The sequence below is a fragment of the Comamonas sp. B21-038 genome (assembly GCF_022387135.1).
In the GTDB taxonomy this organism is placed as follows: Bacteria; Pseudomonadota; Gammaproteobacteria; order Burkholderiales; family Burkholderiaceae_C; genus Comamonas; species Comamonas sediminis.
Genome location: NZ_CP092462.1, coordinates 2041795 through 2064382, shown reverse-complemented (window position 1 = coordinate 2064382; position 22588 = coordinate 2041795). Strand labels below are relative to the sequence as shown.

Sequence of the window (22588 nt, the reverse complement as noted above, 5' to 3'; positions counted from 1 at the left end):
CCGAAGAGGGCAGGGCAGCGCTTACTCGGTTTCTTCGTAAACCAGCGAAGGGTTGTTCATCGAGCGAGCCACATCGTTGAGGCCGGCGATGATGTGGTTGGCGAAAAAGCTGCTTTGGGTATCTGGCTCCAGGGCCGCGATGGCCACATTGGCCAGCGACTGGTTCAGTGGCACATAGTAGCTGCCCTCGGGCACATCGATGGCAACGCGCTCCAGGCCGACCTTGACCCGCTCCACGCTTTGCTGTCCCGGGCCCAGTACATCGCTTTTGGCGTTGCTGCTGCGTTCTTGCTCCTGGTAGGTATCGGCCAGCAGGTTGCCCGGTTCGGCGACGCGCAGCACCTGCAGCCCCAGCGCGCGGAGCTTGTCGACCGCATCGGTGGCACTGCTGGCCAGCCAGTATCCGCAAGGGCGAGCACGCTTGGGGCCAGGGCTGAGCTTCACCGAGGAGTGCCAGTCCACTTCCTGCTGCATGTCCTCACCCGTTTGCGGATCGAGGAAGAGAACGCGGCGCTTTTCGGTGGTCTGCTTCGCCTCCAGCGTGAACTCACCTCGGCACGCCTGGGAGGCGATGTCGCGGTTGACGAAGGTGCGCACCTGCTCGAGCTCCTTGGTGCGCTGAGCGGTGGTCTCCAATGCAGACGCCAGTGCCACATACTGCGCATGCACGCGGCGCTGGATGTGCGCGCGGCCAATACCGACGCCGCGCGTCTCGATCAGCATCGTGGTGGCGTTCTTGAGTGCGTTCACGTTGCGGCCGGTGTCGGGGCGTACGCCGCCCATCGACAGCGACAGGTCCTGCGGATCACGGGTGGTGGTGTAGTACCAGTTGGTCGCCAGCCTTTGCTCGGTCAGCGCCTTTTGGATCGGCAGCAAATACCATTCGTTGGCCGCCTTGCTGACGAACTCATGGACATTGGCGGTCGTCGGGGGCTGGAGAAGGGCGTCATAGCGCTGCACGCCCTTGAACTTTTCCAGGTAGCGGCCGGCGACTGTGAACTCATGGGCATCCAACACTGCCAGGGGCCGGTAATTCCGGCTGAGCTTGGCAAGGGCCTGGGCTTCCGGCGTCTGCAGCAGCAGGTGGTCGCGGTTCATGTCCAGGCCGTTGGCAGTGGTGCGCCGTCCGGTGGCAGCCCCATCGGGATTGGCACGTGGCACCAGCAGTACGTTGATCTTGTCGAGGACGGCCGACAGCGGGCCTTGTTTCAAATCCTGCGCCAGGGCCAGCAGCGCTTCGCTGCCGGCGGGCTCATCACCATGCTGCTGGCCAATCAGCAGCACGGTAGGGCGCTGGCTTTGGTCCAGGTCGTGCAGGCTGGTGCTGGCAGCGCGGGTCAGCAGCAGCGCCAAAATGGGCTGGCCTTCCTGGGAGGTGCCGGCGGTGACCAGCTCGGTCTTGGTGCCGGACTGGTCCGGCGTCGCCAGCTGGCGCAGCCACTGGCCCAGTTCGGCATTGCTGGTATAGGTGGTGCGGCCCGCACTCAATCCAGGGGTGATGTAGTTGCGTTGGGGATCGGGAAATCGGGCAGCGACTTCGTCGCTCTCCTTCCATCCGCTCAAAGGACTGCCCTGCAGGGGCACCGTTTCAACCGGGGTTGACACCACGCCGGAGTTGCTGATGCCCGGAATTTGCACGGGGCTGGGACCACTGGCCGGCCTGGTCGTGACCGTGCCCGGCGCCGGTTGGCCGCCGGCTATCGGCGTGCTGTTCCAGGCAGGCAGTGGCGTGCTCGAGCACGCGCTCAGCGCAAGCGCTGCCGCAATCACGGTCAGGCTGGTCCAGGCGGGCATCGTGCGCTGGATGGATGGGGATGCTGCGTCGGATTTCATCATCATTGTCGTGCGTGACGAATCACGCCCCTCCTGAAAAATACGTTGCCATTATGCAAAGCTATGCACGGCTTTCACGTAGGATGGGTGCGAAACAATAAGTTTCCGAGCGTAACTGGCGCAGGCTGATGCGCCGCCTTAGTGTGCGCCGCAGTGCCGACCTCCAGCGAGGAATCGGCGCGGCTTGCAGTCGTTTGCATTGGACGCTATGTTGCTAGGCCCCATCACTGGGCCGCTCGAAAGTGCCTGCCGTCTCCAGATCCGGGGCTACATCCCCGGGCGCGGCGCCAGGTACCGGCGCCTGCATGCGCAGCAATGCGCGAACAAATCCGTGGTCGGAGCGGCTGCGGTCGCGCCCTTCATGCAGGTGGTCGTTGAAGTAATCCACGCGGCGCACATCGCCCACCGCATGGCGGCTGCGCGGATCGAACTCCTCGCTGACCAGCACCTGGTCCAGAACGGCCGGCGCCCCCTGGTGGATATGGGAGTAGGCCACGTCTTTTTTCAGCGCCGCATCGCCCAGCAGATCGAAGGCATTGAACAGCGCGCGATCACGGGCCTTGCGGTCATAGGCCACTTCGGCGCTGGCCGAGATCATCTGCGTGGTGACGCTGTCGGGCGTGTCGTTGAAATCGCCCAGCACCACCAAGGGCATGCGGGTGTGGCGCAGCAGGTCGATGACCAGGCAGCGCAGCGCCGTCGCTTCCACGCCCCGCATCACCAGCGAGCGCAACGAGGCGAGTGCGGCAATCTTGGGGTTGTCGCGGTCTTCCAGAGGGTTGCCGTTGGCATCGAGCAGGAACTTCGGGCGTTTGGATTTGAGATGGCAGGTCAGCACCGTCAAGACCTGGCCACGCTTCATCTGCAACGTGGCCACGAGCGGGGGACGCTCAAAACGCGTGTGGACGCCCAGCCCCGGAATGGGCTGGCCCAGCCCGGCAGGAAAGTCGGTGAACGAGCGCGTGGCCAGCACCTTCAGGCGGGTGGCCAATCCCACGCGCGGGGTGCCGCTGGCGCCTGGCCGGCCCTCGCTGTTTTCTGCGCCGGGCACAGCCGCATAGTGGTAGCGCAGACCGCTGGCGGCCAGCGACTGAGCAAAGGCAGCCTCGTCCCAGACTTCCTGCACCGCCAGAATGTCGGCATTCAGCGCCTGAAAGCGGTCACCCAGCCATTGTGTTTTGCGCTCGTACTGGGCCCGGGTGTAGGGCGCCTGGTTGGCGTAGAACTCCCGCTCAGGCAGTGCCAGATTGAGAACATTGCAGGTGGCCACCGTCAAGGTGTCGGGTGCCAAAGAGGGCGCTGCAGGGTGGGCAGCGGAAGAGGGCATAGAAAAAGGCCGCATGAAACTCGCTTTCGAATGCGGCCTAACCCTAGCGGAAGTGGGCGTCCAAATCAACTGCCATCAGCGATGACAGTTGGGATTCGTCCCCACTTCACGCTGCTTATCGCGAGAACGAGTGGTTGCGGCCACCTCGGCCAGCACCACCGCCGCCGCCATTGCGGTTGCCACCGCCGAAGCCGCCACGGCGGCCGCGTTCGGCCATGCTGTCCACGCTGGTGCGCATCGGATCGGGCTGTGCCGCGCCGCTGCGGCGGTGGTCACGGCCATCGACCGTGCCGCCAAACTGCGTGCCCAGGTGGGCATCAGCGCGGGGCTGGCGTTCGCTGTCCTGGCGGGGGCCACGGGCAGCACCAGCGCCGCCTTGGCGCGGGCCTTGTGACTGGCGTTGTGGGCCGCGTGCCTCACCCGATGGGTGGCGTGGGCCTTGGCGGCCGTCGCGGCGTGGTGGGCGCTGCTCGCGGCGTGCCTGGTCCATGCCTTCGCCGCCAAAATCAGCACCGCCTTCGGCGCGCTCACCGCGTGGGCCGGGGCTGCGCTTGGCATTGCCGCCGCGCTGGCCACCACCTGCGTTACCGCCGCCGGGGCCACGTGCCACCTTGTTGGTACGCACGCGTTCCATCATTTCCTGGCGCGCAGCCTTGGCCGCTGCCTGCATCACATCACGGCCAGGGGCCTTGCCCGCGCCGCCCCAGATGGTCTGGCGGCCCATGGCGATGGGCTCGGCCTTTTCGCCTTCTTCAGGGCCAAAGCCTTCGAGCACCTGCACAGGGATGTCCTGCTTCGTGAAGCGCTCGATGTCCATCATGAAGCCTTCTTCATCCATGCACACCAGGCTCACGGCGTTGCCTTCGCGGCCCGCGCGGCCGGTGCGGCCAATGCGGTGCACGTAGTCTTCAGAGACATTGGGGATTTCGTAGTTGACCACGTTGGGCAACTCGTCGATGTCGATCCCGCGCGCTGCGATATCGGTGGCGACCAGCGCACGCAGGTCGCCGGACTTGAAGCCTTCCAACGCCTGGGTGCGGGCGCTTTGGCTCTTGTTGCCGTGCAAGGCCATGGCCGAGACGCCATTCTTGCTGAGGTATTCGGCCACGTTGTTGGCGCCGAACTTGGTGCGGGTGAAGACCAGCACCTGGCTCCAGTTGTTCTCCTGCACGATGTGCAGCAGCACCTGCTTTTTCTTGCCGCGGCCCACCGGGTGGATCACCTGCTTGATGCGCTGCACCGTGGTGTTGCGCGGCGTCACCTGGATGGACTGGGGATTCTTCAGAAGGCCGTTGGCCAGCTCGCGGATCTCATCGCTGAAGGTGGCGGAGAACAGCAGGCTTTGCTTGTCCTTGGGCACCAGGGCCAACACCTTCTTCACGTCGTGGATGAAACCCATGTCCAGCATGCGGTCGGCTTCGTCGAGCACCAGGATCTCGACCGTGGACAGGTCCAGAAAGCCTTGTTGCTGCAGATCGAGCAAGCGGCCAGGTGTGGCCACCAGCACATCCACACCCTTTTTGATGCGGTCGATCTGGGGGTTCATGCCAACGCCACCAAAGATGACGGTGGACTTGATGTCCAGGTGTGCAGCGTAGAGGCGCACATTTTCTTCCACCTGGGCGGCCAGTTCGCGGGTAGGGGCCAGGATCAGGGCGCGGATGGCCTTGTTGCCCCATTTGTTGAGGCTGCCTTGGGACTCGGTCAGGCGCTGCAGCATCGGCAGCGTGAAGGCGGCCGTTTTGCCGGTGCCGGTTTGTGCGCCGGCCAGCAGATCGCTGCCTTGCAGCACCAGCGGGATAGCCTGGGCTTGGATGGGAGTAGGCGTGTCGTAGCCTTGTTCGCGCACAGCCTGCACAATGGCAGGTGCCAGATTCAGTTCTTCAAAGTTCATTGGATCAGATGCGTCCAACCTGGACGCTGGGTATCGGCCTCGTCTAAGCAATTTTTTGGAATAATTGCAGCCAGTCAGATAGGCAGATGGGTTCAAAGAGGGAGCCCGGAACTGTGTCCATCGTCCCCAGCATAAGCGCTGAAGTCCTAGGCAACTGGAGCCTTTGACTGCAGGTATTGTCGCATGCACCGATAATCCCAGGGTGGCCGCGATCAAAAATCGCATATTTTTTTACTGATTTACCAAAAGAACACATGGCTCAATACGTTTTTTCGATGAACAACGTCACCAAGACGGTTCCTCCGAAGCGACAGATTCTGAAGGGTATTTCTCTGAGCTTCTTCCCGGGCGCCAAGATTGGCGTGCTGGGGCTGAACGGTTCGGGAAAGTCCAGCTTGCTCAAGATCATGGCAGGCGTCGACAAGGAATTCGAAGGCGAAGCGATCCCGATGGCAGGCCTGTCGATCGGCTATCTGCCGCAAGAGCCCCAGCTCAACCCCGAGCACACCGTGCGCCAGGCGGTGGAAGAGGCGATGGCTGAGGTCAACAACGCCAAGGCACGCCTGGAAGAGGTCTACGCTGCTTACGCCGAAGAAGACGCCGACTTCGATGCGCTGGCTGCCGAGCAAGGCCAGCTGGAAGCGGTGATCGCCGCTGCCGGCACCGACTCCGAGCACCAGCTGGAGATCGCTGCAGACGCGCTGCGCCTGCCTGCCTGGGATGCCATTGTCGGCCAGCTGTCCGGTGGTGAAAAGCGCCGCGTGGCGCTGTGCAAGCTGCTACTGTCCAAGCCTGACATGCTGCTGCTCGACGAGCCGACCAACCACTTGGATGCCGAATCGGTGGACTGGCTCGAACAGTTCCTGCACCGTTTCACCGGCACCGTGGTGGCCATTACCCACGACCGCTACTTCCTGGACAACGCGGCCGAGTGGATTCTGGAACTGGACCGTGGCCACGGCATTCCCTACAAGGGCAACTACTCCGACTGGCTGTTGCAAAAGGGCAACCGCCTGGAGCAGGAGCAAAAGGGCGAAGAAGCCCGTGCCAAGGCGCTGAAGAAGGAGCTGGAATGGGTGCGCCAGAATGCCAAGGGGCGCCAGGCCAAGTCCAAGGCCCGTATTGCCCGCTTTGAAGAGCTGAGCGACTACGAATACCAGCAACGCAACGAAACACAGGAAATCTTCATTCCTGTGGCCGAGCGTCTGGGCAGCCGCGTCATCGAGTTCAAGAATGTCTCCAAGGCCTTTGGCGATCGTCTGCTGATTGACAACCTCAGCATGAACATCCCTGCGGGCGCCATCGTCGGCATCATCGGCCCCAACGGCGCAGGCAAGTCCACGCTGTTCAAGCTGATCGCCGGCAAGGAGCAGCCTGATTCGGGCGAGGTCGAAATCGGCCAGACCGTGAAGATGGCCTTTGTGGATCAGCACCGTGATGCGCTGGCCAACGACAAGACCGTGTGGGAGGACATCTCCGGTGGTCTGGACATCATCAACGTGGGCAAGTTCCAGATGGCGTCGCGTGCCTATGCGGGCCGTTTCAACTTCAACGGCCAGGACCAGCAAAAGAAGGTCGGCAACCTCTCCGGCGGTGAGCGCGGCCGCCTGCACCTGGCCAAGACCTTAATCCAGGGCGGCAACGTGCTGCTGCTGGACGAACCGTCGAACGACCTGGACGTGGAAACCCTGCGTGCACTGGAAGACGCGTTGCTGGAATATGCGGGTACAGTATTGGTCATTTCCCACGACCGCTGGTTCCTGGATCGCATCGCGACCCATATCCTGGCGGCGGAAGGGGATAGCCAGTGGGTATTTTTTGATGGAAACTATCAGGAATACGAGGCAGATAAGAAGAAGCGGTTGGGAGAAGAAGGGGCGGCACCCAAGCGGATGCGCTACAAAGCCCTGAAGTAAACCCACACCGTACGCCCGTCGCTTTACAGAAGCGGCGGGCGTTTTAACTGGGAGAGGTGAAGCGTGGAGCAACGGGCCGTATCGGTATTTGACACCTGTCTGGAGCAGGCATTGCAGGAGGCGGAGCCTTTGATGGCCGCCATGGTCAATGCTGCATTGGCTTCCCTGGCTGCGCAATTGTCGTCTTACAGCAACGCTGAAGATCAACAATTGTTGCGCCACGCGCAAGGCCAGCTCGCCAGCAAGAAGGCACAGCTGCCGCTCGCGTATGCGCTGCGTCTGCGCCAGGCCGTGTTTGCCATTGCCGAAGGCAAACGTGAGGACTACCACGCCCAGATGAGCAGCCAGGGCCTGACCGATGGCCTGCCCGAGGACCGCAATGCGCTGCGTGCCCAGATCGAGTGGGGACGCATGCAGATCAACCTGCTGCAGCAGACCGAGCAGAGCCTGACAGGCCTGGAGCGCGTCTACCGCCCGTTGCGCAAGATCACCCGTTACTGGCGCAATGGCAACCCGTTGCACCATACCGTCTACCTCGACAGCCTGCAGGCCACGTTGAGCGATGTGGAGATGTCTGCAGACGCCACGGCGCTGTTCTTGCCGGACATGGTGGGCGTCATGGCGGACCACCTGCAGACGAACTACCAGCGCATCATGACCTTGGCGATGAACAGCTATGCCGAGCTGCTGGCCAGGGCCGAACTCAAGCGCCGCGCTGCCAAGGACAACACCCGCAGTTTTGTGCAGCGGATCAAGACACTGTTCGACATCCCCGCGCATTGTCCTGTGGGTGCCGTCAGAGCCTACAAAACCCTGATCCCGGTGATGGAGCGCATGGCCGCCCAGGATGCATCGTTCTGGAGTGATTCCGACCACCCTGCGCGCGTGCTGGTGCAGACCATCGTCGACAAGGCCACCGTGCTCAAGGAAGAGGGGCGTGCGCTGTCCGACCCGCAGTTTCCCCAGCTGGTGAGCGAAACCGTAGAAACGCTGTCGGCTCTGGCCCAGCCCAGGGCCGAGGATTTTGCCCAGGCGCTCAGCCGCTTCGGGGTGCGGCTCAAGCCCCGTTTGTCGTCTGCGCTGCAGGATGTCGATGATTCCGGTTACGCCAGCAGCATGCTGCTGGAGAGCCAGTGGGGCGCATCAGGGTTGATCAGCATCAGCCCCGAGTCTGACTGGGCGCAACTGGCCCAGATGCAGGCAGAGCGTGATGCCCCGGTACCGCCCACCCCGCAAGCCGTGCCGCTTCAGGCCCCGGCGGCAGGCGCATCCGTGGCGTCTGCTGCACCGATCACGGTCCCAGCCGCCACGGACGACAGCGCCTCGGCCAGCCTCGAAAAGATCGAGGCGGACGTGATGCTGCGCCTGGCGACCAGTCTGCACAGTTTTGATGTGGATCCCGCGCTGCTGGCGGCATTGACGGGCGCCTGGCCCAAGGTGCTGCAGCAGGCGGCCGAGCGCTCGGGCATCTCGTCATCGCATTACCGCGCCTACCAGGAGGCGGTGGACGATGTGCTGGCACTGGCCGGCGCCAATGCCAGCGCAGGCATGCACCACGATGCGGACATGCTGATCCCCTCGCTGCTCACGCGCCTCAAGGCTGGGCTGACCAGCATCGGGTGGATGCCGGAGCGCATTGCACCGGTGCTGACCGCCGTGGCGCAGATGGCGCCGAGCGCGCTGGTCGAGCTGCAGATGGTGCAGGAAGAGGGGCTGCACCCGGCGCCCGCTGTGGCACGCGCCCTGCCGGCTTCATCGGCGGCCGCTGGCGTGTCGCCTGCGCCCTCTCCTTCGGCATGGGCACAGCTGCCCGATGCCGTCGATGCGATTGGCGATGATGAGCCCGCGATCATCGTGACCGGCTCGATGCTGGATGCGCCCAAACCCGACAGCGTGGGGCTGTGGATTGGTGGCAAGCGGCTGGAAGCCGGTGTCTGGCTGGAGTTTTTGGGCCAGGGCGGTGGCTGGGTGCCCAAACAGCTGAGCTGGACCAATGCGCGCTCGACGATGTTCCTGTTTGTCGCCAGCGGCGGCGCGAGCCAGTCAATCACGCGCCGCATGCTGGAGAAGCTGGCGCAAGAGCAGGCCGTGCGGCCGGTCTGAGATCGTTGTACGGCTTTTCGGACCTTTCCATGCAGTGCAAAGGTCATAGCGTCTCAGGCGCACGCTGCCGTGGCACAATCTTGCGGTTTGGGGTGATCTGCCCCGAAGGTCTGCCGCCGCATCAGGCTGCAGCCGCTACAAGCCTATAAGCCAACCGCCTGGATGTGCTCAGCGTCCAGGTGCCAAGGAGACACCATGAGCCCCTCTTCGTGCAGCCGCATCGCGGCCGCCTGCATGCCCTCGCGCCGTCACGTGCTGGCTGCCACCCTGCTGGGTGCCGCCGCGCTGCTGCCCCTGGCCTCGCAAGCCGCAGACCCCAAGAAATACCCCGAGCGCGCCGTGCGCGTGGTGGTGGGCTTTTCTGCCGGCGGCACCACCGACGTGGTGGCACGCATCATGGCCAAGGAACTGACCGCCGAGCTGGGCCAGTCCTTCGTCGTGGACAACAAGCCAGGCGCCGGCAGCAACATCGCCACCGAGCAGGTCGCGCGTGCCGAGAACGACGGCTACACCTTGCTATTTGTCGCGGTCACCAGTGCCATCAACCAGACCCTCTACCCGAAGGTGCGCTTTGACCTGGAAAAGGACTTTGCACCGGTCGCGCTGGGCGCCAAGGTGCCCAATGTGCTGGTCGTGAACCCCAGCGTGCCTGCCAACAATGTGCAGGAGCTCATCGCCTTTGCCAAGGCCAACCCCGACAAGGTCTCCTATGCGTCGTCGGGCAGCGGTACCTCGATCCACATGGCCGGTGAGCTGTTCAAGCTGCGCACGGGTCTCAAGACCCAGCACATCCCTTACAAGGGCAGCTCGCCTGCGCTCACCGACCTGATGGCCGGCCAGGTGCAGTTCATGTTCGACAACATGCCTTCGGCCTGGCCGCATGTGAAGGCGGGCAAGCTCAAGGCGCTGGCGGTCACCACCACCAAGCGCTCGCCCGCCGCCCCCGATCTGCCGACGATGGAAGAAAGCGGGATCAAGCCTTTTGATGTGTCGTCCTGGTTCGGCCTGATTGCACCGGCTGGCACGCCACCTGAAGTGGTGGCAAAGCTCAACGCCGCGATGAACCGTGCCTTTGACAAGCCCCAGGTCAAGGAAGCCTATGAAAAGCTGGGCGCCGTGGCCGAGAAGAACACGCCCGAGCAGTTTGGCGCCTTCATCAAGTCCGAAGTGGCGGCCTGGGCGCCGGTCGTCAAATCCTCGGGCGCGACCGTGGATTGAGCCGGGCCGATTCCCCCTCCGCACAGGCAGCTTCGGCTGCCTTTTTTATCGGCCTCACCGACCTTTGCAATCGCGGTGGGCCGGGCCTGCGTTACAGTCCCAAGCTGGCACAGCCTGACCGATCTTTCCCCCTCTGATGCAATCTTCCCCCGTCCCAGCGATGACCCCCGGCCTGATGGTGATACACAGCAACCACCCGGAGGCTTTGCGTGACCTGGTCGTGGCCTGGATGCAGCGCTACCCGCTGCGGCCCCTGGAGAGCGAGACGATCCTGGTGCAGAGCAATGGCATTGCGCAGTGGCTCAAGCTGTCGATGGCGCAGCCGGTCGCGGAAGGAGGATGCGGCATCACTGCCGCCGTCGATCTGCAGTTGCCCGCGCAGTTTCTGTGGCAGGCCTACCGGGCAGTGCTCGGCAAGCACGAGGTCCCCGAAATCTCGCCGTTGGACAAGCAGCCGCTGACCTGGCGCCTGATGCGCCTGTTGCCCGGTCTGCTGGCCCAGCCTGCGTTCGCCGCGCTGCAGCGGTTTCTCGCCGAGGACCATGACCAGCGGCGGCGCTTCCAACTGGCCGAGCGCATCGCCGACCTGTTCGACCAGTACCAGGTCTACCGCGCCGACTGGCTGCGCGACTGGGCGGAAGGCCGTGACCAACTGCGCAGTGCGCGCGGCGATGCGAAACCGCTGGAGCAGGAGCAGCGCTGGCAGGCACAGCTGTGGCGCAGCTTGCTGGACGACGTGGGCGCTGCCGGCATGGAGACCAGCCGCGCCGCCGTGCACCAGCGCTTCGTGCAGTACTGGCAGTCGCCCCAGGCCCGGCACATGCCCGGGCTGCCGCGCCGGGTGGTGGTATTTGGCATTTCTTCTATGCCGGCGCAGACCTTGCAGGCGCTGGCTGCTATGTCGCGCAGCAGCCAGGTGCTGCTGTGCGTGCACAACCCCTGCCGCCACCACTGGTCAGACATCGTTGCCGACAAGGATTTGCTGCGCCACCAGTACCGGCGGCAACAGCGCAAGGGCAGCATGCAGGGGCTCATCCACGACGATGACCTGCACCAGCATGCCCACCCGCTGCTGGCCGCCTGGGGCAAGCAGGGGCGCGACTATATCCACCTGATTGACGAATTCGACCAGCCTGACCAGTACGCCGCGCTGCTGAGCCCGGTCAACGGCGGGCGCATTGATCTGTTTGGCGAGGCCGAGCCCCGCCACATGCTGGCCCAGTTGCAGGACGACATCCTGGACCTGCGGCCGCTGGCCGAAAGCCGCGCGCTGTGGCCGGCGGTGGACCCGGCGCAGGATGGCTCCATCCGCTTCCAGACCGCGCATAGCCCGCAGCGCGAGGTGGAGGTGCTGCACGACCAGTTGCTCGCCCGCCTGGGTGCCGACCCGGGCCTGCGCCCGCGTGACATCATCGTCATGGTGCCCGACATCCAGGTCTATGCACCGCATATCGATGCGGTGTTTGGCCGCATAGCCCGCAGCGATGCGCGTTTTATTCCCTATTCGCTTGCCGACCAGAGCCAGCGCGGGCGCGAGCCGATGCTGGTTGCGCTGGAGCATGTACTGGCCATGCCCGAGAGCCGCTTTGCCGTCAGCGAAGTGCTCGATCTGCTGGCCGTCGATGCGGTGCGCCAGCGCTTTGGCATTGACCCGGATGATCTGGCGTTGCTGCACCGCTGGATTGAAGGCGCCGGTGTGCGCTGGGGGCTGGATGCCGCGCAGCGCGCACGCATTGGCCTGGCCCAGGCCGGGGAGACCAACAGCTGGCGCTTCGGCCTGCGCCGCATGCTGCTGGGCTTTGCCGTGGGGCGTGGTCAAGCGCTGGACGATATCCAGCCCTACGATGAGATTGGCGGTCTCGATGCCGCAGCACTGGGTGGCCTGGCGGCCCTGCTGCGCGCGCTGGAGCAAGCCTGCAGTCTGCTGGACCAGGAGGTAACGCCCAGCGCCTGGGTGGAACGGGCACGAACGGTGCTGGAGCTGCTGTTCGATCCTCAGCACGACCATGAAAAACTGCTGCAGATGCAGCTGCTGCAAGGCTTGGAACGCTGGCTGGGCCAATGCGAGGCGGCGGCGTTTGACGAAGCGTTGCCGCTGTGTGTGGCACGCGAGGCCTGGCTGGCAGGCCTGGATACCAGCAGCTTGAACCAGCGCTTCATGGCGGGGGCCGTGAGCTTTTGCAGCCTGATGCCGATGCGCGCGATTCCTTTTCGCGTGGTGTGCCTGTTGGGCATGAACGATGGGGCCTACCCGCGCCCGGTGTCGGTGCTGGACTTTGACCTGATGCGCCAGCAGTACCGGCCCGGCGACCGTTCGCGCCGCGATGATGACCGCTACTTGCTGCTGGAAGCTGTGTTGTCGGCCCGCGAGCAACTCTACATCAGCTGGGTAGGGCGCAGCATCCGTGACAGCACGGCCCGCCCGCCATCGGTGCTGATCGGCCAGCTGCGCGACCATCTGGCCCAGGGCTGGCAGTTGGCAGGCGCCCCCGCCGGGCTGTCGGGCCCTGCCTCGGGGCAGGCGCTGCTGCGCGCGCTCACGCAGGAGCACCCGCTGCAACCCTTCAGCCCGCGCTACTTCGCACAGCCCCCTGCGCAGGCGGGCAGCGATGGCCTCTATACCTATGCGCAGGAATGGCATGGTGTGCACGGTGAAGGCCTGCCGACCGAGGCAGCCGAAGACGCGTTGGAGGCCTTGCCCGAGATGGGGCTGGACGCAGCGCTGAACCTGCGCCAACTGCAGGACTTTGCGCAAAAGCCCGTCGCCGCATTCTTCCGCCAGCGCCTGCGCGTGTATTTTGAGGACGAGGACCTGACCGGCCAGGACGAGGAGATGTTTGCCCCGGACGGCCTGCAGGCCTGGAGCCTGCAGGCGGGCTTGCTGAGCGCGCTGGAGCCCTGGGTGCGCGACAACCCCGGCGCGGCGGCCGATGCGCCCCAGCTGCGCGCGCAGCTCGATGCTGCGGCCCAGCGCCTGCGGCTGGAAGGGCGGCTGCCGCTGCGCGCCTTTGCCGATTGCGCGCTCGAGCCTGCCTGCGACGCGGCCCTGCGTGCGCTGCAGGTGTATGCAGCGGCACTGCGCTACTGGCCGCAGGCTGGCAGCGATGCGCTGGAGCTGCGCTACAGCGGCGGCACGCAGGGCCCGGCCGTGGCCGACTGGTTGCGCGGTCTGCGCTGGACTGATGCCGCCGGCCAGCGGCATGCCGCCAAGATCAGCCTGTCCGCCGGCCGCTTGCATGCCGGTGAGCAGCTGCGCTATGACCGCCTGGTGCGCGCCTGGGTGGAGCACCTGGCCTGGCACAACGCCGGCCAGGCGCTGACGACGGTGGTCTGCACCGAATCGGGCATTGCGGTGTTTCCCGCGCTGGCCGCTGGCGATGCCCGGACGGCGTGGCGCCAGTTGCTGGCACTGTGGCAGCAAGGCATGCGCGCGCCCTTGCCGGCAGCGGTTCGTACCTCCATCGCCAGCCTGTCACCGGCTGCATCGGCCGGGCAGCTGGCGTCGCTGTACGACGACAGCTACCGGGGCACCGGCGAGCTGCAACGCTCGGCCGAGCTGGCCCGGGCGTTTCCGGATTTTGATGCGCTGCTGGCTGCCGGTCTGCTGGACGTGGCCCAGCAGCTGTATGGCGACATGCTCGCCCATGTGCAACTGGTCAATGGCCAGCATCCGCAGGCGTTGGCGCGCTTTGCAGAGGGTGGTGCGGGCGATGGGGAGGGGCCGCGATGAGCGCGATGCCACCCGATACCACCTTGGCATTGGATCCGCTGCGTTTTCCGCTGTGGGGCAGCCGGCTGATCGAAGCCAGTGCCGGCACCGGCAAAACCTATACGATTGCTGCGCTGTACCTGCGGCTGGTGCTGCAGCATGGAGGAGAGCAGGCCTTTGGGCGGCCTCTGGCGCCGCCCGATATTCTGGTGGTGACCTTTACCGATGCCGCCACGCAGGAGCTGCGCGACCGCATTCGTCACCGCCTGTCCGAAGCGGCCCAGCTGTTCGCGCAGGACCCGGAGGGCAGCGGCAGCGAAGAGGCAACCGACCCCTTGCTGCTGGCGCTGCGGGCCGATTACCCCAGCAGCCGCTGGCCTGCCTGCGCCCGTGTGCTGCACGAGGCCGCCAACTGGATGGACGAGGCAGCGGTATCCACCATCCACAGCTGGTGCTACCGCATGCTGCGCGAACATGCATTTGACAGCGGCAGCCTGTTCCAGCAAAGCCTCATCACCGACCAGAGCGAATTGCTGACCCAGGTGGTGCAGGACTACTGGCGCCGCCAGTTCTACGACCTGCCCGCGACGTCGCTGCGCAGCTTGCTGCAGGTGGTGGCCACGCCCCAGGCCTTGCAGCAGGCCATCCAGCCCATGCTCAGCCGCCAGGATGCCGACTGGCGCTACGAGGGCGCGCAACTGGCGCCTGCCGGCCAGGTCGACCTGCCGGCCTTGCTGGCCCAGGCCAGCGAGGCTGCCGCCCGCCATGGCGCGCTGGAGAATGCCGCCCGCCAGTTGTGGCAGCAGCACCGGGCCGAGCTGGAGGCGTTGCTCATCGCGCTGGTGCCGGGCCTCAACGGCGTCACCTATCCCAAGAAGGACGAGCCAGGCGTGTTCGAGGCCTGGTTGGCCGCGATGGCGGCCTGGAGTGCTGGCGAGCTGGCGCCCGCCAAGATACGGGCCTTCGGCCAGTCGGGCATCAAGGCCAAAAAAGGGGTCGTGGTGCCCGAGCATGCGGCCTTTGCTGCGATCGACGCCTGGCTGGAGGCGGTGGCGCAAGACGCACAAGCGGCCACGCCGCTCAAGCCGCTGCTTCTGCGCCATGCAATGGCCCACATACAGCGCGCGCTGGAGGGCGAGAAGCAGCGCCGTGGCGAACTGGGGTTTGACGACCTGCTGCAGCGCCTGGATGCTGCGTTGCATGCGCCCGGGGGCGACGCTCTTGCGCAGCGCATCCGCAGCCAGTTTCCGGTGGCAATGATCGATGAGTTCCAGGACACCGATCCACTCCAATACCGCATTTTTGAACGCATCTACCGCATTGCGGACAACGACCCCGCGCAGGGCCTGTTCATGATCGGCGACCCCAAGCAGGCGATCTACGCGTTTCGCGGTGCCGATATCTACACCTACCTGCGCGCCCGCGCTGCCACCCAGGAGCGCCATTACTCGCTGGGCACCAACTACCGCTCCACCCAGGCTGTCGTGCAGGCCATCAACCATTGCTTTGTGCATGCCGAGGGCCATCCCCGGGCGGCCTTTCGCTTCCGCGAGGACGCGCAGCACAATCCCGTGCCCTTTGTGGCCGTTGATGCCAACGGCCGCCGCGACGCACTCTTTTTGCAGGGCGAGACCACGCCGGCGATGACCTTGTGGACTATGGAGGCCGGCACGCAAGCGCAGGCCGATGGCGCCGACGAGCATGGCGATGCCGCAGGCGCTGGCAAGAGCGCGCGTACCGGCGTGGCCGAATCCGCCTACCGCCAGCGCATGGCACAGTCGGCCGCCAGCCAGATCACCGCCTGGCTCAATGCTGCCCGGGCCGGGCAGGCCGGTTTTGGCCGATCGCCGGATGCGCTGGGCCGGCCGCTGCGTCCGGCCGATATCGCCATTCTGGTGCGGGGCCGTGCCGAGGCCGAGCTGGTGCGCGATGCGCTCAAGGACCGGGGCCTGGCCAGTGTCTACCTGTCGGACCGCGACTCGGTGTTCCAGACGGGCGAGGCCGCTGACATGCTGCGCTGGCTGCGCGCCATCAATGCGCCTGGCGATGACGGCCTGCTGCGGGTGGCGCTGGCCACTGCGTCGATGGACTGGTCGTGGCAGGAACTGGAGCGGCTCAACCATGATGAACAGCATTGGGAGCACCTGGCGCTGCGCACACGGGTACTGCAGCAGCTGTGGCAGAAAAAAGGCGTGTTGCCGATGCTGCGCCAGTGGCTGCTCGATTTTGACCTGCCCGCCCGCTGGCTCGGCCAGCCGGGCGGCGAGCGGCGCCTGACCAATGTGCTGCACCTGGCCGAATGGCTGCAGCGTGCTTCTACCGAGGTGGAGGGTGCGCAGGCGCTGATCCGGCGCCTGGCCGAGCAGATGGACAGCCCCGAGGGTGAGGAGGAGATCCTGCGCCTGGAGAGCGATGCGGACCTGATCAAGGTGGTCACCATCCACAAGTCCAAGGGCCTGGAATACCCGCTGGTGCTGCTGCCCTTCATCAGCAGCTGGCGCGATTTTGATGGCAAGAGCCGGGGCTATGCGCAGTACCACGATGCTGCTTCGGGTGACCTGGTCGTGGAGCTGAACAACAAGCATGCCGAGGCGGTCAGCGCCCACAACGACGAGCGCCTGAGCGAAGACATGCGCCTGCTCTATGTGGCGCTGACGCGGGCCCAGTACGCACTGTGGCTGGGCGTGGCGCCGCTCGCCAAGGGCATGAGCCGGGCGGGCAGCCTGGAGAAAAGCGCTGTCGGCTACCTGCTGGCGGGCGGGCAAAAGCTGCCCGATCTGGCGCTGCATGCCTACCTGCAGGAATTTGCCAGCAGCTGCCCGCAGATGGCAGTGCAGCCGGTCCCCGAGGTCAGCCTGCAGCGCTACCAGCCCGAGCGGCCGCCGGCCGTCCACCCGGCGCGTCGCCCCCGCAGACAAGCCGATGAGCACTGGTGGATCGCCAGTTTCTCCGCACTGACCGAGCGGCTGGGGCTGGCGTCCCCCTCGCAAGGGCTGTGGACCGAAGAAGCCGTCACTGCGGCCGAGCCCGAAACCGCAGAGCAGGACCAGTACCTCGAGCCCCAGGAAGCGCTGCCCCAAGCCACCGCGCCCGGCCTGCCGCAGCCGGGCAGCCTGCATGCGTTCCCCAAGGGCCCGGATGCGGGCAACTTTCTGCACGGCCTGCTGGAGTGGTGCGCGCAAGAGGGTTTTGCCACGGTACTGAGCAAACCAGCGGCATTGGATGGCATCATCGCCTACCGCTGCCAGGTGCGCGGCTGGGGGGACTGGGCCGCACCCTTGCAAGGCTTCGTCCGGCAATGGCTGCAGACGCCGTTGCTGCTGCAGGGTGCCCCGAGCGAGACGCCTGCCGCACTGCAGTCGCTGGGCGATTACCAGGTCGAGATGGAGTTCTGGCTGTCGATCAACCGGGCCTCGACCGGTCAGCTCGACACCCTCGTGCAGCAGCATGTGCTGCCGGGCCAGCCGAGGCCGGCGCTGCTCCCCAACCAGCTCCATGGCATGCTCAAGGGCTACATGGACCTGGTGTTCGAGCATGGCGGCCGCTATTACGTGATGGACTACAAATCCAACTGGCTGGGCGCGGACAGTACGGCCTACACGCCGCAGGCCATGGCGGCTGCTGTGCTGCAACACCGCTATGACCTGCAGTATGTGCTGTACACCTATGCGCTGCACCGCTTGCTGCAGCAGCGCCTGCCCGGTTATGACTACGAGCGCGATGTGGGCGGCGTGCAGTACTGGTTTTTGCGAGGCGTGGGTGCGGAGCACCAGGGTCTCTACCAGGACAAACCCCCGCGCGCGCTGATGGATGCGCTCGATGCGCTGTTTGCGCGATGATGAAGAATGCAATGACGACAGAACCCGAGGACGGCATGCCCCCGCAGGGCGTGCCCCACCAGCAATCCGCAGTACGTACGCCGGCCGTGCCGGACGGCGCGACCGCCAGCCTGCTGCACACGGTAGAGCGCTGGACCGCCCATGGATGGCTGCGCAGCCTGGACCAGGCGCTGGTGCTTTTTCTGCATGAACTCGATCCCGGCGCATCGCCGCTGGTGCTGCTGGCCGCTGCGCTGGCCAGCCACCAGCTGGGCCGTGGCCATGTCTGCCTGGATCTGCAAGCCACGTTGGACAACAGCCGTTTTGCGCTGTCGCTGCCACCCGATACTGCTGCGCAGGGCAGCGGCGCGACCGAGCCTACGCCATTGCCGCTGCCCAGCGAGCTGCTGGCCCAGGTCAACCTGCTGCAATGGCAGTCGGTGCTGCAGGCCAGCGCGCTGGTGGCGGCACCGGGCAAGCCCAGCCAGGGTGGCACACCGCTGGTGTTGCAGGGCGATCGCCTCTATCTGCGCCGCTACTGGCAGTACGAGCAGGACGTGGCGCAGGCCATTGGCCAGCGCATCACTGCCAGCCAGCATTTGCGCCAGGGCCGCAGTGCCGCGCAGGATGCGATGCTGCGCCAGGCACTGGACCAGCTGTTTGCACCGGCACCGCACCAGGTTCCCGATTCGCCCGACTGGCAAAAAATGGCCTGCGCCTTGGCAGCATCGAGCGCGTTTTCGATCATTACCGGCGGCCCGGGCACCGGCAAGACCACCACCGTTGTCAAGCTGCTGGCGCTGCTGCAGAGCATGGCCTTGCAGCAAGGCGGCCGGCCCCTGCGCATTTGCCTGGCGGCGCCCACCGGCAAGGCGGCAGCGCGCTTGTCCGAATCCATCGTGCAGGCCTTGCAGCGCCTCGATGATGCGCAGCTGCCTGCCTTGCCGCCGGCCGAGGGTGGTGGGCCCCGGAGCTTGAAGCCGCTGATCCCGTCGGAAGCCCAGACCTTGCACCGTTTGCTGGGCAGCCGGCCTGACAGCCGGCATTTCCGCCATGACGCCCAGCACCCATTGGCGCTGGATGTGCTGGTGGTCGATGAGGCGTCGATGGTTGACCTGGAGATGATGGCCGCCTTGCTGTCGGCGCTGCCGCCGCAGGCCAGTCTGGTGCTGCTGGGCGACAAGGACCAGCTCGCATCGGTGGAAGCCGGCGCGGTGCTCGGGGAGCTTTGCGCCCAGGCCGAGCGCGGCCTCTACTGGCACGAGACGGCGCAATGGCTGCAGCAGGTGACCGGCCAGCAGGTACCTGCAGAGCTGCAAGATATTGCAGGCAAGCCGCTGGACCAGGCGGTGGTGATGCTGCGGGTCAGCCACCGTTTCCATGCCGACAGCGGCATCGGCCAGTTGGCCGGTGTCGTCAATGCCGGAAGGCGCAAGGCCATCAAGCCGCTGCTGAAGGCAGGCTACCCCGATCTGGCCGCGTATGCGGTACCGGACCCGACACATTCATCCCTCGCGCAACTGGTGCTCGATGGCGGCGGCAAGCGTTTTGTCGACAGCGCCGCCAAGCGCGATGCCGGGCCCGTGGGCTATGGCCACTACCTGCAGGTGCTGCGCGAGATGCCGCCCAACCCCGGCCCCGAGGCCTTGAATGCATGGGCGCTGCGGCTGTTGAAGGCGCATGGCGAGTTCCAGGTGCTCTGCGCGCTGCGCAGTGGCCCCTGGGGTGTGGAAGGGCTCAACGAGCGCATTGCCCAACTGCTGGCCCACCGCGAGCTGATCGCACAAAGCAGCGGCTGGTATGCCGGCCGGCCGGTGCTGGTGACCCGCAATGACTACAGCCTCAAGCTGATGAATGGCGATATCGGCATCACCGTGCAGATGCCGGCGAACCAGGCGCCCGAGACCGGCGGGGCCGGTATGGCACCGGGTGCGCTGCGCGTGGTTTTTGCGACCAGCGAAGGCCTGCGCTGGGTGCTGCCCAGCCGCTTGCAGGCCGTGGAGACCGTCTACGCGATGACGATCCACAAATCGCAGGGCTCGGAGTTCAGCCATGCGGCCGTCGTGTTGCCGCCCAGCCTGTCGCCCATCATGACCCGAGAGCTGGTCTACACCGGCATGACCCGGGCCAAGCGCTGGCTGACCGTGGTGGCAGGCGGCAGCAGTAACTTCTCGGTGTTGGAAGAGGCGACGGAACGCCAGGTGAGGCGCTCGAGCGGATTGCGGCAAGGCGAGCTGTAGCAGCGGGTGGTGGAGATTGCGGAGCCGTGGACAACGCGGGCCGGTGCGGCGGCGATGGGCAGGGGCCATGGACTGCGCGGGCTTCATCGAAAAAATGCGTGGCTGTGCGAAAAAATCGTTGGCTGGCCAAAACGACCCTGGGGCTGAACGGGCCCCAAGAGTCGCCCCACGATGAAACCATCACCGTTGCGAGGGCCGGAGGCATGTCTGCATGCACCCAGCCCCTGACAGCGGCGATGGGCGAATCTTAGCATTGAATGAGAATAATTATCAATACTAAATCTGAATAGAACTGCGACAGGCGCTCGTTTTGTGTAAGTTTTTGTTTTTGGTTGATTTTTCTTGACCTTTCCCCGGCAAATGGGGATGCGCCGTTTGGGAAAATTTGGTAACTTCACCGGATCGATAAAAAATATTGCGGGAGTCCTACCATGCCTGGTTCCAGTTACAGCTTCAAATCCACAGCACTTGCGATGCTGGCGCTCACCGCCTCGGCCTGGGCGCAGGCGACCTGCTACACGGTCTATGACAGCAAGAACGAAGTGATTTACCGCAGTGCGGAACCACCGGTCGACATGTCCAAGCCGCTGCACCAGACTGCAGGCGAGCTGCCCAGCGGCAGCCGCGTGGTCTTCACGCCCAACAACAGCGTCTGCGTCACCGAAGTGCATGCGCTGCCGGGCGCCAAGAAGCGCACATCGAGCAGTGCCAACATGGTGACTGACCAACTGAACATGGGCAGCATGATCACTGCGCAGTAAATCGGCGGCCTGGCACCACGCCGTTGCCTTGGATACCGAGCAGGGCAGCCGAGAGGCTGCCTTTTTGCGTTCGCCCACGCCAAATTGCCAGAGGTTGGCCGCAGGCCATTGTCCAGCCTGCGAAAATACCGGGATGAGCGAAGCGCAGACCCCACAGACCATTTCCGAATCCCCCGATGCCGCCGAGGCAGCCCAATTCCCCGCAGATGCCTTGAAGATCGTGTCCATGGACATGGACGCCCAGGGTGTCGCGCGCCGTGCCGACGGCAAGGTCGTCTTTGTTGACGGTGCCTTGCCCACCGAATGGGTGAGCGCCAAGACCCGGCGCAAGAAAAACAACTGGGAGCAGGCCGATCTGCTGCAGATCCACCGCGAGTCGTCGCAGCGTGTGCGGCCCGGCTGCCCCAACTTTGGCTTGCATGCCGGTGCCTGCGGTGGCTGCAAGATGCAGCATCTGCACGTCGGCGCCCAGATTGCGACCAAGCAGCGCGTGCTGGAGGACAACCTCTGGCACCTGGGCAAGGTGGTGCCCGAGACGGTGATGCGCCCCATTGAAGGCCCCAGCTGGGGTTACCGCTTCCGCTCGCGCCTGTCGGTGCGCTATGTCGCCAAGAAGGGCAAGGTGCTGGTGGGTTTCCATGAGCGCAAGAGCCGCTACATCGCCGACATGGAAACCTGCAAGATCCTGCCGCCGCATGTCGATGCCTTGCTGATGCCGATGCGCGCGCTGATCGGCAGCCTCGATGCCCGCGAGACCTGCCCGCAGATCGAAGTCGCCTGCGGCGACCATGTCACCGCGTTGGTGCTGCGCCATCTGGAGCCGCTGAGCGACGCCGACATGCAGCGCCTGCGCGATTTTGCCGCAGCCCATAACGTGCAATGGTGGCTGCAGCCCAAGGGGCCGGACACCGTGCACCTGATGGACGGCATCGGCGAGCAGCTGTCCTATGCACTGCCCGATTTCGGCATCACGATGCCGTTCAAGCCCACCGACTTCACCCAGGTCAACCCCCATATCAACCAGGTGCTGGTGACGCGCTCGCTGCGCCTGCTGGATGCGAAGAAGACCGAGCGCGTGGTCGACTGGTTCTGCGGTCTGGGCAACTTCACCCTGCCCATCGGCACGATGGCCGGTGAGGTGCTGGGCATCGAAGGCTCGGAGACCCTGGTGCAGCGCTCGCACGAGAACTATGCCGCCAACAATGCCAGCCGCCCCGCCAGCAATGCGCTGGCGCCCACGCGCTTTGTGGCTCGCAACCTGTTCGAGATGACGCCGGAGATGCTGATCGCCGATGGCCAGGCTGACAAATGGCTGGTCGATCCTCCGCGTGAAGGCGCATTCGCACTGTCCAAGGCGCTGGCTGATATCCACAAGGCCCGCCACCAGGTGCCCGACACGGCGCCGCTGCCCGACAGCGCCAAGGACTGGACACCGCCCAAGCGCATTGTGTATGTGAGCTGCAACCCGGCGACCCTGGCACGCGATGCCGGTCTGCTGGTGCACCAGGCCGGCTACCGCTGCGTGGCTGCCGGTGTGGTCAACATGTTCCCGCATACGGCCCACGTCGAGAGCATGGCGGTGTTTGAGTGGGATGGCCATGCGCCGTCGGTCAAGACCGAGACCGAGATGGCCGATGCAGAGGCCTCCGCTGCTGCGGAAGGTGCAGCCGCCTAAACCGATGGGGATTACCGACGTTTTAGGCACAAATGCTGTGATGCCGCTGATCAATTAGCGCGCTGTAATGCCGTTATGCTGGCATGCTGAACAA

The 22588-nt window shown here is 65.2% G+C and carries 12 protein-coding genes; 9 read left to right on the top strand and 3 right to left on the bottom strand.

Annotated elements, in window-relative coordinates; translation table 11 throughout:
• Positions 1-21 precede the first annotated feature (21 nt).
• Positions 22-1563: a M14 family metallopeptidase gene (locus tag MJ205_RS09345; RefSeq protein ID WP_239812199.1), complete on the bottom strand. Its 1542-nt coding sequence runs from the start codon at positions 1561-1563 to the stop codon at positions 22-24.
• Between the two features lie 58 nt (positions 1564-1621).
• On the opposite strand from MJ205_RS09345, the gene MJ205_RS09340 reads away from it, so the two are divergent.
• A complete protein-coding gene (locus MJ205_RS09340; RefSeq protein ID WP_239812198.1) occupies positions 1622-1870 on the top strand; it encodes a hypothetical protein in 249 nt (82 codons plus the stop codon).
• Between the two features lie 177 nt (positions 1871-2047).
• Here the strand turns inward: MJ205_RS09340 and MJ205_RS09335 are convergent, their stop codons facing one another.
• Complete coding sequence (locus MJ205_RS09335; RefSeq protein WP_239812197.1) at positions 2048-3160, bottom strand: endonuclease/exonuclease/phosphatase family protein; 1113 nt, start codon at positions 3158-3160, stop codon at positions 2048-2050.
• A gap of 115 nt (positions 3161-3275) precedes the next feature.
• Positions 3276-5054, bottom strand: a complete 1779-nt coding sequence (locus MJ205_RS09330; RefSeq protein WP_239812196.1) for a DEAD/DEAH box helicase — start codon at positions 5052-5054, stop codon at positions 3276-3278.
• Between the two features lie 254 nt (positions 5055-5308).
• Between MJ205_RS09330 and ettA the strand changes: the two genes are divergently transcribed.
• The 8 genes from ettA (at position 5309) to rlmD (ending at position 22494) form a co-directional block, all read left to right on the top strand.
• Positions 5309-6970 carry an energy-dependent translational throttle protein EttA gene (gene ettA, locus MJ205_RS09325; RefSeq protein WP_230778157.1) on the top strand — a complete coding sequence of 554 codons (1662 nt, stop codon included), beginning with the start codon at positions 5309-5311 and terminating at the stop codon, positions 6968-6970.
• A 63-nt stretch (positions 6971-7033) separates the two neighbouring features.
• Complete coding sequence (locus MJ205_RS09320) at positions 7034-9073, top strand: DUF1631 family protein (protein ID WP_239812195.1); 2040 nt, start codon at positions 7034-7036, stop codon at positions 9071-9073.
• A gap of 195 nt (positions 9074-9268) precedes the next feature.
• Positions 9269-10291: a tripartite tricarboxylate transporter substrate binding protein gene (locus MJ205_RS09315; protein WP_239812194.1), complete on the top strand. Its 1023-nt coding sequence runs from the start codon at positions 9269-9271 to the stop codon at positions 10289-10291.
• A 136-nt stretch (positions 10292-10427) separates the two neighbouring features.
• Entirely contained in the window at positions 10428-14021 is a 3594-nt protein-coding gene (recC, locus tag MJ205_RS09310; RefSeq protein WP_239812193.1) for an exodeoxyribonuclease V subunit gamma, read from the top strand.
• Entirely contained in the window at positions 14018-17839 is a 3822-nt protein-coding gene (gene recB, locus MJ205_RS09305) for an exodeoxyribonuclease V subunit beta (protein WP_239812192.1), read from the top strand. Before recC ends, recB begins: the two co-directional genes overlap by 4 nt.
• 11 nt (positions 17840-17850) lie before the next feature.
• Positions 17851-20058 carry an exodeoxyribonuclease V subunit alpha gene (recD, locus tag MJ205_RS09300; RefSeq protein ID WP_239812191.1) on the top strand — a complete coding sequence of 736 codons (2208 nt, stop codon included), beginning with the start codon at positions 17851-17853 and terminating at the stop codon, positions 20056-20058.
• Between the two features lie 431 nt (positions 20059-20489).
• Positions 20490-20819: a hypothetical protein gene (locus MJ205_RS09295; RefSeq protein WP_239812190.1), complete on the top strand. Its 330-nt coding sequence runs from the start codon at positions 20490-20492 to the stop codon at positions 20817-20819.
• Positions 20820-20952: 133 nt separating this feature from the next.
• Positions 20953-22494, top strand: coding sequence for a 23S rRNA (uracil(1939)-C(5))-methyltransferase RlmD (gene rlmD / locus MJ205_RS09290; RefSeq protein ID WP_256460972.1), 1542 nt, complete (start codon positions 20953-20955; stop codon positions 22492-22494).
• Positions 22495-22588 lie beyond the last annotated feature (94 nt).